Origin of the sequence: Streptomyces subrutilus (assembly GCF_008704535.1) — a bacterium.
In the GTDB taxonomy this organism is placed as follows: Bacteria; Actinomycetota; Actinomycetes; order Streptomycetales; family Streptomycetaceae; genus Streptomyces; species Streptomyces subrutilus.
On the sequence record NZ_CP023701.1, the window covers coordinates 2,685,022 to 2,699,786 of the forward strand.

12 protein-coding genes and 1 pseudogene are annotated in these 14,765 nt (G+C 74.4%); 4 read left to right on the forward strand and 9 right to left on the reverse strand.

Annotation, left to right across the window (positions count from 1 at the left end; genetic code table 11):
• Positions 1-136 precede the first annotated feature (136 nt).
• The 3 genes from CP968_RS11365 to CP968_RS11375 are packed head-to-tail and all read right to left on the reverse strand — an operon-like array spanning position 137 to position 6,902.
• Entirely contained in the window at positions 137-3,718 is a 3,582-nt protein-coding gene (locus tag CP968_RS11365; RefSeq protein WP_150517901.1) for an SAV_2336 N-terminal domain-related protein, read from the reverse strand.
• A 6-nt stretch (positions 3,719-3,724) separates the two neighbouring features.
• Positions 3,725-4,810: an AAA family ATPase gene (locus tag CP968_RS11370; RefSeq protein ID WP_150517902.1), complete on the reverse strand. Its 1,086-nt coding sequence runs from the start codon at positions 4,808-4,810 to the stop codon at positions 3,725-3,727.
• A gap of 22 nt (positions 4,811-4,832) precedes the next feature.
• Entirely contained in the window at positions 4,833-6,902 is a 2,070-nt protein-coding gene (locus CP968_RS11375; protein WP_150517903.1) for a VMAP-C domain-containing protein, read from the reverse strand.
• A gap of 129 nt (positions 6,903-7,031) precedes the next feature.
• On the opposite strand from CP968_RS11375, the gene CP968_RS11380 reads away from it, so the two are divergent.
• Entirely contained in the window at positions 7,032-7,217 is a 186-nt protein-coding gene (locus CP968_RS11380; protein WP_150517904.1) for a DUF6104 family protein, read from the forward strand.
• 158 nt (positions 7,218-7,375) lie between these two features.
• Here CP968_RS11380 and sodN read toward each other — a convergent pair whose 3' ends face one another.
• The gene (gene sodN, locus CP968_RS11385) at positions 7,376-7,771 is read right to left on the reverse strand and encodes a superoxide dismutase, Ni (protein WP_030036761.1); all 396 of its coding nucleotides are present in this window, start codon (positions 7,769-7,771) and stop codon (positions 7,376-7,378) included.
• Between the two features lie 172 nt (positions 7,772-7,943).
• On the opposite strand from sodN, the gene sodX reads away from it, so the two are divergent.
• Positions 7,944-8,366: a nickel-type superoxide dismutase maturation protease gene (gene sodX / locus CP968_RS11390; protein ID WP_150521862.1), complete on the forward strand. Its 423-nt coding sequence runs from the start codon at positions 7,944-7,946 to the stop codon at positions 8,364-8,366.
• Here the strand turns inward: sodX and CP968_RS11395 are convergent.
• Positions 8,270-8,899, reverse strand: a complete 630-nt coding sequence (locus CP968_RS11395) for a CGNR zinc finger domain-containing protein (protein WP_150517905.1) — start codon at positions 8,897-8,899, stop codon at positions 8,270-8,272. The two genes, sodX and CP968_RS11395, sit on opposite strands and share 97 nt — an antisense overlap.
• Positions 8,900-8,987: 88 nt before the next feature.
• Here CP968_RS11395 and CP968_RS11400 point away from each other — a divergent pair.
• Positions 8,988-9,278: pseudogene (locus tag CP968_RS11400) on the forward strand (class I SAM-dependent methyltransferase); the annotation flags it as partial.
• Between the two features lie 964 nt (positions 9,279-10,242).
• On the opposite strand, the gene CP968_RS11410 reads toward CP968_RS11400, so the two are convergent.
• Both CP968_RS11410 and CP968_RS11420 read right to left on the reverse strand, forming a co-directional pair.
• On the reverse strand, positions 10,243-10,575 hold the full coding sequence (locus tag CP968_RS11410) for a hypothetical protein (protein ID WP_150517906.1): 333 nt from the start codon (positions 10,573-10,575) through the stop codon (positions 10,243-10,245).
• 268 nt (positions 10,576-10,843) lie between these two features.
• Positions 10,844-11,362 carry a MarR family winged helix-turn-helix transcriptional regulator gene (locus CP968_RS11420; RefSeq protein ID WP_150517907.1) on the reverse strand — a complete coding sequence of 173 codons (519 nt, stop codon included), beginning with the start codon at positions 11,360-11,362 and terminating at the stop codon, positions 10,844-10,846.
• Positions 11,363-11,480: 118 nt separating this feature from the next.
• Here CP968_RS11420 and CP968_RS11425 point away from each other — a divergent pair, with 118 nt between their 5' ends.
• Complete coding sequence (locus CP968_RS11425; protein ID WP_150517908.1) at positions 11,481-12,668, forward strand: FAD-dependent monooxygenase; 1,188 nt, start codon at positions 11,481-11,483, stop codon at positions 12,666-12,668.
• On the opposite strand, the gene CP968_RS11430 is transcribed toward CP968_RS11425, so the two are convergent.
• Both CP968_RS11430 and CP968_RS11435 read right to left on the reverse strand, forming a co-directional pair.
• Positions 12,665-13,756, reverse strand: a complete 1,092-nt coding sequence (locus CP968_RS11430; protein ID WP_150517909.1) for an IS630 family transposase — start codon at positions 13,754-13,756, stop codon at positions 12,665-12,667. The genes CP968_RS11425 and CP968_RS11430 overlap by 4 nt on opposite strands.
• Before the next feature lie 251 nt (positions 13,757-14,007).
• On the reverse strand, positions 14,008-14,760 hold the full coding sequence (locus CP968_RS11435; RefSeq protein ID WP_189829253.1) for an amino acid ABC transporter ATP-binding protein: 753 nt from the start codon (positions 14,758-14,760) through the stop codon (positions 14,008-14,010).
• Between the last annotated feature and the right edge of the window lie 5 nt (positions 14,761-14,765).

A 14,765-nucleotide genomic window follows, 5' to 3' on the forward strand; every position in this document is an offset into this window, starting at 1 on the left:
TTCCCCCTCCCCCGCCCCTCGGAAACGAACGGGCCGGGCCGCACCCCCGGGGGGCGCGGGCACCCGGCCGCCCCGGCGCGGGGGCGGGCGGGCGCGGAGCCGGCCCGGCGGGTGGGCGGTGGCCCTGCGGGGCGGCCTACAGGAGCGCCTCCAAGGCGTGGATCCTGGCCCGTACCGCTTCCGGGCGGGGGCCGCCGGCGTCCTCACCGGCCCGTTGCCACAGCTCCAGCGCGGCCCGGTAGGCGTCCAGCGCCGCCCGGGGCCGTGCCAGGCGTTCCAGCACCGCCCCGCGCAGTTCCTGTACGCGGGCCGCGAGGGGGACGGCCGTGTCCCGGTCCTCGCCCGCAGCGGCCTCCAACGCCGCCCGCCACGCCCGCCGGTAGGAGTCGGCCGCCCGGTCGAGCCGCTCCACCGCCCGGGTGTGTCCGTGGATCTTCTGCTGCACGTCGCCGTGGTCCCGCCACGCCCGCGCCCGCTCCAGGGGGCTCCGGCTGTGCCGGACGGCGAGCTCCAGCAGGTACTCCGCCTCCCGCAGGTCCACCGGGTCCCCCTCGTACGCGTGCCGCAGCCGCAGCCCGGCGGCCAGCCGTACCAGCCGCCGCGCCGTCCTCGGGTCCGACTGCGCGACCGCCGAGCGGCTCTCGCGCAGCACCCGTACGGCGGTCCCCGTGAACCGGCGCCCGTCCGCCGCCCGGGCCCGGTCCAGGAGCACGTCGCCCCACTCCGGCAGCAGCTCCCCGAAGGCCTCGGCGTCCCGGGGGATCAGCCTCCGGGCGCGGCCGTAGGCCTCGGCCGCGTCCTCCAGCGCCACCGGGTCGGCGTCCCGGGCGTAGCGGGCCCGGTGCACGCGGGCCAGGCACACCAGGGCGGCGACCCGCAGCTCCGCGTCCCCGCCGCCCTCCGCGAGGGCGGCGGCCAGCTGCCCGGCGGCCTCCTCCAGCCGCGCGGGCAGGTACCGCAGCGCCCCGGCCAGCTCCACCCGCACCCTGGCCCGCCGCCGGTCGCCCCGTTCGCCCCGCCCGGCCGCGGTCTCCGGGGCCCGCAGCGCCCAGCCGAGCCGGGCGGCGGCCTCCCCGGCCAGGGCGGCCCGCCCGGCCGGCTCCGGCGTGCGGCCCGACAGCGCCAGCAGGACCCGCCCCGAGGCCAGCTCCGGCCCGAAGTACCGCACCCCGCCACCCGAACCGGGCCGCCCGCCCGCGTTCTCGTCCGCTCCGCCGCCCGGTTCGTCCACCGCTCCGTCACCGGGGCCCGAGCCGTCGCCGGACCCGTCCTCCTCGGCCCCCGCCCCGTCCGGCCCGGGCCCGCCGCCCGCGCCATGGCCGTCACCGGCGTCCCCGCCCGCGCCGGGGGCCGGGCTCGGGGCCGTACGCGAGGCCGACGGCAGGGCCGGGGCCGGGCCCGTCAGGAGTTCCAGGGCGGCTCGGGCCTCGCGCAGCGGGCCCGGGTCGTCGCGCAGTTCGGACAGCCGCATCAGGGCCTCCGCGCGCCGCACCGCGCAGTCCCGCCGCAGCTCCCCCGCCGGACCCGCCTCACCCCCGCCCGCCGAGGCGCCGGCCGCCGCGAACTCCCGGTCCGCCGCCGCCAGCAGCTCCGCGTCGGGCCGTGCGCCCGCCAGGGCCCGTTCGTACAGCACCCGGCCCAGCACGGCCCGGGCCGGCGCCGTCCGCAGCCCCGTCACGGACCGCTCCGCCTCGGCCAGCAGTTCCGGGTCGCGCTGGACCGACCACAGTCGCAGCAGCGCCCCGGCCAGCTCGGTCTCCGCCTCCTCCGGCGGGTCGCCGGGCCCCGGGGGCAGGGCCACCGCCCGCCGGAGCACGGCCACCGCCTCGTACACCGCCCTGGCCTCCCCGTCCCCGCCCGCGAGCCGCTCCCGGGCCGCCCGCACGGCCCGGGCCCGCCCCGGCCCCGGCGGTCCCTCCGCGAGCACCGCCCCGGGGGGACCGGGCGGTCCGGGCAGGTACCGCCGCACGACCTTGGCCGACACCTGCGCGAAGGCCTGCGCGAGCGCCCCCGCCGGCATCCCGCCCGCCTCGCCCTCACCGCCACCGCCGCCCGTACCCGTACCCGACGGGCCCGGCCCCGGGTCCGGCTCCGTCACGGGCGCCCCCGTCAGCTGGGACACCGCCAGCGCGGGGAAGTTCCTTACGCCCCGCCCGAAGTGGGCCAGCACGTACTCCGAACAGTGCTTCAGCACCAGCGCCGCCTCGTCCCGCCCCAGTGGCCCCAGCAGCACGTCCTGTACCCCCGGCACGAACTCGTACCACTCCCCCGCCCGGCCCGCCGCGGAGCGCCGCAGCAGCCCGCTCAGCAGCACCTCCGCCAGGTCGGACGGCTCCGAGTCGGGCAGCATCGTGCGCTGCACCAGCCGCATGACGGGCAGCGTCAGCGGCGCCGCCGAGAGGTACACCGCCAGCTGTACGGCCCGGGGCGCGGCCGAGGAGCGGAAGCGTCCCACCAGTTCGCGCGGCGGCCGCACCGCCCTCGGCGGCGGCGCCGGCGCGGCCGGGTGGCCGGCCAGCACCCGGCCCACCTCGGCCGGCACCCGCCCGGTGCCCAGTCCGGCGACGAGCCGCGCCCACGCCCCGAGCGCGGTCGCGCTCGGCGGCAGCACGGGTACGGCCAGCCCGCCCGCGGGCCGCCCCGGCAGCGGCGGACGGTCCGGCCGGAACGTCAGCCGCCGGCCGTCGTCCCCGGCGCGGGACAGGGTGCCCCGCTCGGTCGGCAGCCAGCTGCGGCTCCACAGCCGCTGCGGGAGCGGCTGCACGACCACGCACGGCGTGCACTCGGCCCACCGGTGCAGCAGCCGCTGCGCCGCGCCCTCGCGCCACAGCGGCCCGGCGCAGTCGGAGACCACCATGGTCAGGGCCCGCCCGGTGGGGTCGCGGAGCTGGTCGGCCGAGCGCAGGCCCGCGTCGGGGACCGGGCCGCGGCCGAGCGCCGCCCCGCCGTCCGCGAGCCGGTGCAGGTAGCAGACCCGTACGTCTCGGAAGGCGCCCAGGCGCTCGCAGACGGAGCGCAGTTCCTCGAACATGTCCTGCCACACCGCCATCGACGGCGACGCGTCCATCACCAGCCGGACGGTCGCCTCGCGCCGGCCGTCCGGCCGGAACACCGGCACGACCGGGCCCAGGGTCCGGGCGCTGGCCTCGGCCGTGGCCTGCTCGTCGAGCACCGTCCGCGCGGGCCGTGCGGCCGGCCGGTGCCGCTGGAGGGCGCGCAGGGCCCGCTGGATCTCCAGGATGCGGGGCAGCGCGGCCGCCCCGGGCACCCGGACCCGTACCGCGGCCTCGACCGGGACCTCCGCTTCCGTCCCGTCCCCGGCGGCGGCCCGCGCACCCGGCGCGTACAGGGTGACCGCGTCCTCGGCGACCGGCCGCTCCGGCTCCTCCCGCGGCCCCGCCGCCCCGGCCGCCGCCTCCCCCGCGCCCGTCCGCCGCCCGCCGGTCGCGGACGCCGGCGGCGCCGCCTCCCGCGGTACGGTCCCGGCCGGGGCCCGGCCGCCGGTGCGGGCGGCCAGCCACAGGGCGTCGGCGACCTCCCCGGCGGACGGATCGAGCCCGGCGGCCCGCAACAGGGCCACCAACCGCCGCAGGCCCGGCTCGTCGGACCCCGGTGCTCCGGGCGGGGCGTCGGCCGGTGCGCCGACCGGGACCTCGGACGGCGTCTCGGACGGAACGGCGCGAGGACCGCCGGGCGGCGGTGCGTCGGTGGGTGGCACGGGCCGTCACCTCGGGCGGTCGAGGCGCTGGATCAGCAGGTCGGCCAGGTCCTCGCGGGTGGGCGGCGAGGCGTGGTGGGTCAGGTAGATCGCGTTGAGCAGCTGGTCCGCGGCGACCAGTTCGGACTGGGACCGGGTGAGGAACTCGCGGATCAGGTCGGCCCCCAGCCGCGCGGCCTCCTCGCCGAGATGGGCGCGGACCATGGTGGCGAGCCGCTTCTCGCCCGGCTGCCCCAGCTTGAGCTGGATGCAGCGGCGCAGCAGGGCGGCCGGGAAGTCCCGTTCGCCGTTGCTGGTCAGGACGATGAACGGGAAGGCCCGGCAGCGCACCCGTCCGTCGCGGACCACCGCCTTGGCGCCGTCGTCGGTCAGCACCCGCACCTCGGGCTCGGTGTCGGCCACCCGCTCCAGTTCGGGAAGGGTGAACTCCCCTTCCTCCAGGACGTTCAGCAGGTCGTTCGGCAGGTCGATGTCGCTCTTGTCGAGCTCGTCGATCAGCAGCACGCGCGGCCGCTCGGAGGGCAGCAGCGCCGTCCCCAGGGGCCCGAGCCGGATGTACTTCCCGATCCCGGGCACACCGCCCGCACCACCGGTACCACCCGCGCCGACGCCCCCGGCCCCGCCACCGCTCCCGGCGGCCCCGCTCGCCGCCAGTTGCACGTCCTGGAGCCGGGCGATGGCGTCGTACCGGTACAGCCCGTCCTGGAGGACCGTCCGCGAGACCACCGGCCAGCGCAGCACCCGCCCCAGTTTCAGCTCGTGGGCGACGGCGTGCGCCAGGGTGGACTTCCCGGTGCCCGGGAAGCCGGTGACCAGCAGCGGCCGCCGCAGGTACAACGCCGCGTTGACCGCCTCCAGTTCCTCGGGCTCGGGCCGGTGCAGCTCGGCGGCCTGCCGGTGCGCGCCGAGCCGCCGGGCGATGTTCCCGTCGGCCGCGAGGGCCGCCCCGCCCGCCGCCCCGCCCGTACCCGTCCCGCCCGCGTCCCCGACCGGGCCGCCGTCGAAGTCCCGCCAGGGCGGGGGGTCGGGCAGGGCGTCGATCCCGTCGTGGGGCTCCCCGACACCTCGGTAGATGAGCCATTCGTCGTTCACGGCTGCTGCTCCTTCCTGCCGTTCACAAGTCCCCCTGCAGCGGCTCGTCCTCGGGCAGGGCGCGCGCCGGGTCGTCCCACACCAGCACGGCCCCCGCCGCCCAGTACGCGTCCGGGTCGGCCCCGTGGGCCCGCGCCCGCAGGGCCTGGAGCCGGGGCGGCAGCACCTCCGCCCGTCCCGCCTCGGCCAGTTCCTCGCGCAGCCCGCGGTGGAACGGCGCGCACGGCGCCCCCGGGTCCGCCGGGGGGCGGCGGCCCACGACCACCCCGTAGCCCGCGTCCCGTAGGGCGTGCAGCGCACCGAGCGTCGGCTCCTCGGCGGCGGTCCGGCAGTGCACGGCCACCGTGTTGTCGGGCTGCGCGGCGAGCCAGTCCGGGGCGGGGGTGCGCGGGCGCCCCCGGGCGCAGTCGATCCGCTCGTCCAACAGCGGGCCCGGCTGCACCCGCGCCCACCGTTCGGGGGCGCGCGGGGACGCGGGGCCGCCGGGATGGCGCAGGACCACCGGGCGCTGCGTGCCCAGCGGGGCGCCACCCATCAGCGTCCACTCGTCGACCGCCAGCCCGAACAGCTCCGGGGCGACGGCCACTTCGAGGAGGGCCGCCGCCTCGTGCGTGTCGCAGCGCCGGAAGGCCTCGGCGAGCGGGGCGCGCAGCGCCTCCGGGAGGCCCGCCGGGGTGGCCCGTACGCCCGAGTCGACCGGGGTGACCCGGCCGGGGTGGGCCGGGCCCGCCAGCACCGACACCCGCCAGTCGTAGACGTCCTCCCAGCCGTGCGCCCAGGCCTCCAGCAGCACCGAGGCCCCGCCCGGCAGCCCGCCGGCCGGCCGGACCGGACCGTACGGCCCGCGTCCGGCCCGGGCCCGGCGGCGGCGCTCCCGCTCGGCCAGGCCGCGCTCGTGGCGCTCGCCGAGCTCCCGGCGCAGCGGCCGCCACAGCCGTTCGGCCGTGGCCCGGACCCAGTCCCACAGTTCCTCGTCCGCGCCGGGCGACGGCGGCTCGCGGTGGTCGGCCACGCTGACGTCGGTGGCGTAGCGCAGCATCGCGGCGGCCTCGCCGGTGCCGCCCGGCGGGTCGTGCAGCAGGCCGAGCCCGTCGCGCCAGCTCAGCGGGGCCGGGGGCTGCGGGTCCGGTTCCTCGCCGCGGGCCGCTTCGGCCAGCGCCCGGACGACCTCGGAGGAGCCGGGCGGGGGCAGCTCGGCGAGCAGCCCGCACAGGGTGGTGCGCTCGCCGGGGGTCAGCCGCCCGCGCCCCTCGAACGGCCCGGCCTCCGGCGCGGGCAGCTCGCCGTGCACGTCCGTCCAGGTCCGTCGGGTGTCGAGGTCGCTGACGTGCTGGTCGTAGTGGTGCAGGTCGTGGCCCTGCATGACCCGGCGGTAGAGGCCGGTCTGGCCGCGGGACGGCATCGGCAGCGTACGCAGCTGCACCACGGACACCGCCAGTCCGCCGCCCCCCGTGTGCCGCCGGGCCTTGACCACGCCGACGACCTCGCCGCGGCCGAGGTCCACGACCGGGCCGCCGGACATGCCGGGCTCGATCTCGTCGTCGTCGCCGAGCCGGATGGCGGCTCCGTTGCCGGCGCTGCCGCGCAGCCGGGTGGTGCGGCCGGTGACCTCGGGCGCGCCGAGGTCCTCGGTGACGCCGAAGTAGGCGACCTCGTCGAAGCGGGGCCGGGACCGGTCGGTGAGCCAGACGCAGGCGTGCGAGACGGGGGCCAGCACCCTGATCAGCGCCAGGTCGGGCAGGTCCCACAGGGCCCGCCGGGCCGGCCGGCGCTCCTCCAGCCGTTCGGGCAGCACGCACTCCACGCGCCCGGTGACGGTCCCGGTGGCGCCCCGGCCGCCGGAGGAGAAGGTGATTCCGACCTCGCGCCCGGTCAGACGCACGGCGGCACCCCCTTCCCCGACCACGTGCGCGCACGTCAGGACCCAGCCGGGAGCGATGAAGAACCCGCTCCCCCAGGTGGGCGCGGACGTGCGGCTACCGGGGGATTCATACCCGCGCACGGGGGCGTGGACGCGTACGGTCGCGGCCCGGACGAGGGGTTCGAGGAGCTCGAAGGCGCGCGCCGAGCCGGCCGTGCGCCCGTCCGTCATCCGCGCCCCCCGCTCGTGAGGCGTCCAGGCTAGCGCCGGAGCCGCGGGGGGCGGGAGATCTCTTCCCGACGCGGATTATCCTGGCGGGAAACACCCCGTCACCACCCCCCTCACGGCACGGAGCCCGCCTTGTACTTCACCGATCGCGGCATCGAGGAGCTGGAGAAGCGGCGCGGCGAGGAGGAGGTCACCTTCGAGTGGCTCGCCGAGCAGCTGCGCACCTTCGTCGACCTGAACCCGGACTTCGAGGTCCCGGTGGAACGCCTGGCCACCTGGCTGGCCCGCCTGGACGACGAGGAGGACGGGGAGGACTGACCCCCGGCCCGCCCCAGGGCCCGAACACCGCCGCCGCAACCGGCAACGGCCCCGGGGCGCCGCTGTCCGCCCCCGCGCCGACGCCGGCCGCGCGCAAGGGAGCCCCGTCGACGGGTCGACGGGGCTCCCTTGCGATGCACCACGGGCAGGGCTGCCGATCAGGCGGCCTTGGTCTCCCAGAAGATGCGGTCGATCTCGGCGATGAGGTCGAGGGCCTTCTGGCCCGTCGCCGGGTCGTTCGACGCCTTGGCGGCCGAGAGGGCCTTCAGGGTGTCGTTGACCAGGGTGTGCAGCTGCGGGTACTTCTCGAAGTGCGGCGGCTTGAAGTAGTCGCTCCAGAGCACCGAGACGTGGTGCTTGGCGAGCTCGGCGCGCTGCTCCTTGATGGTGATGGCGCGCGCACGGAAGTCGGCGTCGTCGTTGGCCTGGTACTTCTCCTGCACGGCCTTGACGGACTCGGCCTCGATGCGGGCCTGGGCAGGGTCGTACACGCCGCACGGCAGATCGCAGTGGGCGGAGACCTTCGCCTTGGGGGCGAAGAGGCGGGAAAGCATTGGAGTGTGTCCTCCTCGTGATCGTCTTCTCAAGGGGGAGATTACTCGCTGGGCGGCCGTATTTCGCGGCCGCCCCCGTGGGCTTAGGACAAAAGTCCAGGGTGGCGGCGGCACCGGTGAGCGAATGTACGGGGCCGTACGGCAGCATGCGGAGGTGACGAGGAGGTCGTTCATGGTGGTGGTCCGCAGTCCGCTCAAGCGGTTCGGGGTGGTGGACGTCTCGGGGCCCTCGATGGCCCCGACCCTGGCCGACGGGGACCGGGTGGTGGTCCGGTACGGGGCCGCCGTCCGCCCGGGGGACGTGGTGGTGCTGCGCCATCCGTTCCAGCAGGACCTGCTGGTGATCAAGCGGGCGGTGGAGCGGCGGCCGGGCGGCGGCTGGTGGGTGCTGGGCGACAACCCGTTCAACGAGACCGGCGACAGCACCGACTACGGCGCGGTCCCCGGCGAGCTGCTGCTGGCGACGGCCGTGCTGCGGCTGCGGCCGCGCGAGGAGGGTCAGCGGTCGCTGAGGGCGCGGCTGTCCTGGGCGCTGTCGGCGGTGCGGCCGCTGCGGGCCGACCCTTCGGCCTCCAGCCGCTTGCGGGCGCGGTAGGCCGCCACGTTGGCGCGGGTGGCGCAGCGGTCGGAGCAGTAGCGGCGCGACCGGTTGGTGGAGGTGTCGAGGTAGGCGTTGCGGCAGGGCGCCGCCTGGCACAGGCCGAGCCGCTCGGGGCCGTGCGCGGTCAGGTGGAAGGCCAGGCCGAAGGAGGCCATGGCGGCGTAGCCCGCGGAGGCGTTCGAGGGGTGCTCGGCGAGGTGGATGTGCCAGTCGGGGCGGCCGTCGTCGTCGAGGATCTCGTGGCCGGAGACCTGGGGGCTGACCGGGAACTCCATCAGGAGCGAGTTCAGCAGGTCCACGGCGAGCACGTGGTCGCCGCCGTCGGCGGCCTCGAAGACGGCGCGCAGCCGGCCGCGCACGTTGCGGAAGCGGGTGACGTCGGTGTCGGTGACGCGGCGCGCCATCTGCACGCTGGGGCCGAACAGGGCGCGGACGGCGTCCACCGAGGTGAGCGCGTCCTTGTTGCGGGCCGGCTCCTCGGTGTTGACCAGGCGCACGGCGTAGTCCGAGTAATGGGCCAGTTCCACTAGTAGTCCTTACGGCTGCGGATTGGTGTCTCGGTAACGACTGACACGGATACGAGGGTATTACGTACGGCGGGTGGAGGGGTGCGTGATGACGGATACGACCAGGGCCGGACCCCGGGCCGGGACCGACTGGCAGGCATGGCAGGCCTGGCAGGACAGCTGGGACCGGCTTCAGGAGTGGTACGTGCCGGACCGCGAGGAGCGGTTCCGGGTGATGCCGGACATGGCCGAGGCCCTCGTGGGCACGTCCCCCCGGGTGCTGGATCTGGCGTGCGGTACGGGAAGTATCACGGATCGGCTCCTCAAGCGGTTCCCGGACGCCACGAGCACGGGCGTCGATCTCGACCCGGCGCTCGTTTTTGATCTAGCACGACGAACGCCCGAACACACGTGAGCCCCGCCCACCTGCCAGATGAGACGGCAGGTGAACGGGGCGTTGGGCTGTTCGGGGTCAGCAGGCCGCGCAGGCCACGTTGCGGGGCTCGCCGGTCACGGCCTCGACGATGACCGTCACGCCGCCGCCGCGCGGGCAGACCCTGCGGAATCGTCGGCCGGCACCCTTCACGGTCCGGCAGGTATCCATCAGCGTGGCCACCCGTGTGGCCGCAGACCTCTACCCACCGCAAACAGCTGTTGCAGGAATGGCAGCGGCAGCGCGAGTCGGAGCGGCCCAAGCACCAGTCACACCACGCGGAGCCCTTCTCCCGCACTCGCCGGCGGAGCCTCGCAGCAGCGTCATGCCGGGCCGCTCGTCGTCGGCCCGGGCACGGCGGGTGCGGATACTCGGTCGCCCTCCTACGCCCCGTGGTGAGCCGTGCAGCGCCCTCGATGGGTCGCGGGCTCGGCGCAGTCGGTACAGCGCATGTGGGCCCCTGTCAGTGTCATGTCTTAGGTTGGTCGGATGACTACAACCAATGAGGCAGCCGAGCCCGCTCCGGGCTACCGCCGTTCTGCCGGACGCTGCCAAACGTGCGGTCTCGGTCTCCAGTGGGAGGCTTACAGCCGGACCGCGCTGGTCGACAGCAACGGACAGACGTACTGCGAGCCCGTACGTGGGATGCACACCGTCGACTAGCACCCGCCCCCGGACTTGAACCCGGGAACTCTGCGGCCGACATCCCCGAGCGGGGCCGGGGCCGCGCACCCCTGGCCGTTGGGTCGGCGGACGAAAAGGGCGCCACCAGGTAGCGTCAGTTTTGGTTGAAAAGCTCTGTGCTCGCCGCGGTCCTGGTGCTCGTTGTCCTGGCCGGCGAACCGGTCCGGGCATGGGGACTCCACCGCCTACGGCCCCTCTCGGCGCCCGGGTCGGGACGGTTACCCGTGAGCGGTGCAGTCCCCGCGCTCTACCGCATGACCCCTGCGGCCACCCCGGTATCGGTGGGGTGCGTGGTGCACGGGCAGAGCTGGTGAGAGAGAGCACTCGGTCCGCCGTTCACGCTGTGGTGGGGTGCGCGGTGGTCCCGCTCCCGGAAGGTGTGGAAGGCGAATGCTTCTCCTGCCTCTCGGGCCTTCGGGTCGTTCGCCTTTCCCTGGTAGTGGAGGGCGAAGATTTCCTGCGTGGCAGGAAACAGCACCCCCGCACGGTTCAGCCGGGCCGCTTCCGTGTGGACCGCTACCGTGCCCGTCTCGTCGGCGAGGATGCGCTGCGCCACGTCGCGGATGATCAGCGCGGCCACGGGATCCACCTCGACGTGATCGACCCGGCGGCGGAGTGCGGACGGACGAACTGGTACCCGACGGCGACACTCCCCCGGAGGGCTGGCAGGTCGGCACCCTGCCGGACGCGGGCTTCGCGGAGGCCCGTACGGTCTGGCGCTCGCCCTCGGACGGCCTGGTCCCAGGTCCGGCGGCGGTGTGCTCATGCCGACACCGTGTCCGCCTCGTCGAAGGCCCTACCGTCGTCGCGGGAGACTGCGGGAGGCGGCTGGTCGTCATCCGTGTGTCTCAGGCGGGAGGCGGCTGGTCGTCGTCCGTGTGTTTCAGGCGGGTGAGGACGTCGTCGGCGAGCCGCGTCAGCAGTCGGCCGAGTTCCGCGCGGTCCTGCTCGGGCCAGTGGCTGATGGTCTCGGTGAACCAGCCGATCATGGATGCGGTGTAGCGGTCGGTGGCCTCGCGTCCTTGGGCGGTGGCCTCGATCAGGCGGGCGCGCTTGTCGTGCGGGTCCTCGATGCGCCGTACCAGGCCGCGCCGCTCCAGGGCCTGCACCTGGCGGGTGACGTGGGGCCCGGCCAGTTGGACGCGGTCGGCGATCTCCCCGACGCGCAGGGGGCCGTCCGACCCGCCCAGGGCCAGGAGGACGGTGATCGCGGGGCGGTCCTTGCTCAGGCCCGCCGTCTCGGCGGCCTGTTCGACGACGCGCCCCTTGGCCAGGGCGTTGCCGAGGTGTGCGATGCGGGGCAGGGCTGCTAGAGCCTGCTCTCCGGGCGGGGCGGTGGGGTAGCCGTCCGGCGCGTTCGCGTGCACAGTGCCTCCATTTGCTTACCTGCCGCAGGTAACTATACCCTCGACGCGATCGACCTTATCGCGATCCCGCTTCGGGTCATTTTGATTACCTGAAGTAGGTAACTAGCTGGGAGGAATCATGACCCGCACAGCCAACCGGAGGGTGCTCATCTCGGGTGCCAGCATCGCCGGCCCCGCCCTGGCCTACTGGCTCAGCCGCTACGGATTCGAGGTGACCGTCGTCGAGAAGGCGTCCGCGATCCGCGGCGGCGGCTACGCCATCGACATCCGCGGGACGGCCCTCGGCGTCGTCGACCGCATGGGCCTGCTTCCGCGCCTGCGCGAGAAGCATGTCGGCACCCAGAAACTCACTTTCGTGAACCCGGACGGCACGCCCGTCACGGCGGTGAGCCCCGAGGCGATCGCCGGCGGCGACCCGGGAGCAGACATCGAAGTGCGACGCGGCGACCTCGCGGACGCCCTCTACGACGTGTGCCGCGACCGCGTCGACTTCCGCTTCGGGGACTCCATCGCCACCCTGGAGGATCGGGGCGACCGGGTCGACGTCTCCTTCGACGGTGGTGACAGCCGTACCTTCGACCTGGTCATCGGCGCGGACGGGCTGCACTCCAACACCCGAGGGCTGGCCTTCGGCCCCGAGGAGCCGTACCTGAGCTACCTCGGCCACGTCGTCGCCGTCTTCACCGTTCCGAACGACTTCGACCTGGCCCACGAGGGACTCATCTGGAACGTTCCCGGCAAGGTCGCAGCGCTCTACGCCCACGAACCCGATGACTCGGTGCACGGGTTCCTCGCCTTCCGGCAGAAGGACATGCCCTTCGCCGCCCACCCCACGCCCGAAGCGCAGCGCGAACTGGTCGCCGCCAACTACCCCGAAACCGCCTGGCACATCCCGTACCTGATCGACGCCATGCGCACCGCCGACGACCTCTTCTTCGACGCCGTGTGCCAGACCCGCATGCCCACCTGGTCGCGCGGCAGGGTCGCCCTCGTCGGCGACGCCGCCTTCGCCACCTCGTTCCTGTCCGGCCAGGGCTCCAGCGTCTCCCTCGTCGGGGCCTACGTCCTGGCCGGCGAACTGGCCCGGAACGCCGATCACACCGCCGCGTTCGCCTCCTATGAACGCACGGCACGCCCCTTCATCGAAGAGAACCAGGCCACCGCCGGCGAGGGAGGCACGGCCCTGATCCCCGGCACCCAGGCCATGCTCGACGCACGCAACCACGCCCTGAACGACCCCACCACCCTCGCCGGAGAGCGCAGCTCCATATACACGAGCCTGACCCTGCCCGACTACACCGTCTAGTGACCTGAGTCTGAGATTCGGTGGCAGTAGGCGGCGACTTTGTCGAGGATTTCGTCGGCTGTCTTCGTCCAGACGAAGGGCCTGGGCTGGTCGTTCCAGTCGCTCAGCCAGGCCCGGATGTCGCGTTCGAGGGCCTGGACGGAGCGGTGGACTCCCCGCTTGAGCTTCTTTTGTGTGAGCTCGGCGAACCACCGCTCGACCAGGTTGAGCCAGGACGCGCTGGTGGGTGTGAAGTGCAGGTGGAACCGCGGGTGGGCCAGCAGCCACTTCTTGATGTCCGGCGTCTTGTGGGTCGCGTAGTTGTCGAGGATCAGATGGACCTGAAGATCCGCCGGGACCTCTTTGTCGACCTTGGTCAGGAACTTCTTGAACTCGGCGGCCCGGTGGCGGCGGTGGAGTGATCCGATGACCTTGCCGGTGGCGACCTCCAGGGCCGCGAAGAGGGTGGTGGTGCCGGCGCGGATGTAGTCGTGACTACGGCGCTCGGGAACGCCGGGCATCATGGGCAGGACCGGCTGGGACCGGTCCAGGGCCTGGATCTGCGACTTCTCGTCCACGCAGAGGACCAAAGCCTTCTCCGGCGGGTCGAGGTAGAGACCGACCACGTCACGGACCTTGTCGATGAACAGCGGGTCCGTCGACAGTTTGAACGTTTGGGACCGGTGCGGGGCCAGCGCGAACGCCCGCCAGATCCTCGAGACCGTCGACTGGGACATCCCGGTTGCCGCGGCCATCGACCTCGTCGACCAATGCGTCGCGTTCTTCGGCGTCTCTTCCAGGGTTTTGACGATGACCCGCTCGACATCCGCGTCGGTGATCTTCCGCGGGACACCCGGACGCGGCTCGTCGCCCAGCCCGTCCAGGCCGTGCTCCAGGAAACGCCGCCGCCACGTGCGGACCGTGTCCGGAGCGATCCCCAGCCGCCGCGACACCTCCATGACCGAGTGCCCACCCGCGCACTCCAACACGATCCGCGACCGCTGAGCCAAAGCCTGGGCCGTCGAGCGACGACGCAACCAACCCTCCAACACAGCCCGCTGGGCATCAGTGACCGACAACGGCGGAATCTTCGGACCCGGACGACTCATACCGAACCAACGACAAACCTCAGACTCAGGTCACTAGGACTGAAGTAGGGACATGCGCGCGGCTGAGCGGGGGGGGCGGCGCCGGGGGGCGGTGCGGCGCGCGGGTGCGCGGCGGGGCCCGGAACGCGCCGAGGGGCGGTACGGAGATCCGTACCGCCCCTCGGGCCGTCCTGCCGGGCCGGCCGGCCACCGGCCGCGGCCTCGACCGACCCGACCGACCTCGACCGCCCCGGCCGCCCCGGCCGGCCGCCCTAGAGGACCTTGGACAGGAAGGCCTTCGTGCGGTCGTGCTGCGGGTTGCCCAGCACGTCGCGCGGGTTGCCCGACTCGACGACGACGCCGCCGTCCATGAAGACGAGGTTGTCCCCGACCTCGCGGGCGAAGCCCATCTCGTGCGTGACCACGATCATGGTCATGCCGTCCTCGGCCAGGCCCCGCATGACGTCCAGCACGTCGCCGACCAGCTCCGGGTCGAGCGCCGACGTGGGCTCGTCGAAGAGCATCAGCTTCGGCTCCATGGCCAGCGCGCGGGCGATGGCCACGCGCTGCTGCTGACCGCCGGAGAGCTGGGTGGGGTAGTTGCCGCCCTTGTCGCCGAGGCCCACGCGGTCCAGGAGTCGGACGGCGCGCTCGCGCGCCACCGACTTGGACTCGCCCTTGACCATGACCGGCGCTTCCATGACGTTCTCGACGGCCGTCATGTGCGGGAAGAGGTTGAAGCGCTGGAAGACCATGCCGATGTCCCGGCGCTGGGCCGCGACCTCGCTGTCCTTCAGCTCGTAGAGCTTGTCGCCCTTCTGCCGGTACCCCACCAGCTGGCCGTCGACCGAGAGCCGCCCGGCGTTGATGCGCTCCAGGTGGTTGATGCACCGCAGGAACGTCGACTTGCCGGAGCCGGACGGACCGACCAGGCAGAAGACCTCCCGGGGGGCGACCTCCAGGTCGATGCCGCGGAGGATGTGGGCGGCGCCGTACGACTTGTGGACGCCTTCTGCCTTGACCATCGGCT

Excerpts from the sequence above, each read along its gene's own strand:
- sodX (WP_150521862.1), top strand. The coding sequence starts at position 7,944 with ATGGTGGTGGTCCGCAGTCCGCTCAAGCGGTTCGGGGTGGTGGACGTC.
- CP968_RS11435 (WP_189829253.1), bottom strand. The coding sequence starts at position 14,760 with ATGGTCAAGGCAGAAGGCGTCCACAAGTCGTACGGCGCCGCCCACATC.
- CP968_RS11425 (WP_150517908.1), top strand. The coding sequence starts at position 11,481 with ATGACCCGCACAGCCAACCGGAGGGTGCTCATCTCGGGTGCCAGCATC.
- CP968_RS11430 (WP_150517909.1), bottom strand. The coding sequence starts at position 13,756 with ATGAGTCGTCCGGGTCCGAAGATTCCGCCGTTGTCGGTCACTGATGCC.
- sodN (WP_030036761.1), bottom strand. The coding sequence starts at position 7,771 with ATGCTTTCCCGCCTCTTCGCCCCCAAGGCGAAGGTCTCCGCCCACTGC.
- CP968_RS11375 (WP_150517903.1), bottom strand. The coding sequence starts at position 6,902 with ATGACGGACGGGCGCACGGCCGGCTCGGCGCGCGCCTTCGAGCTCCTC.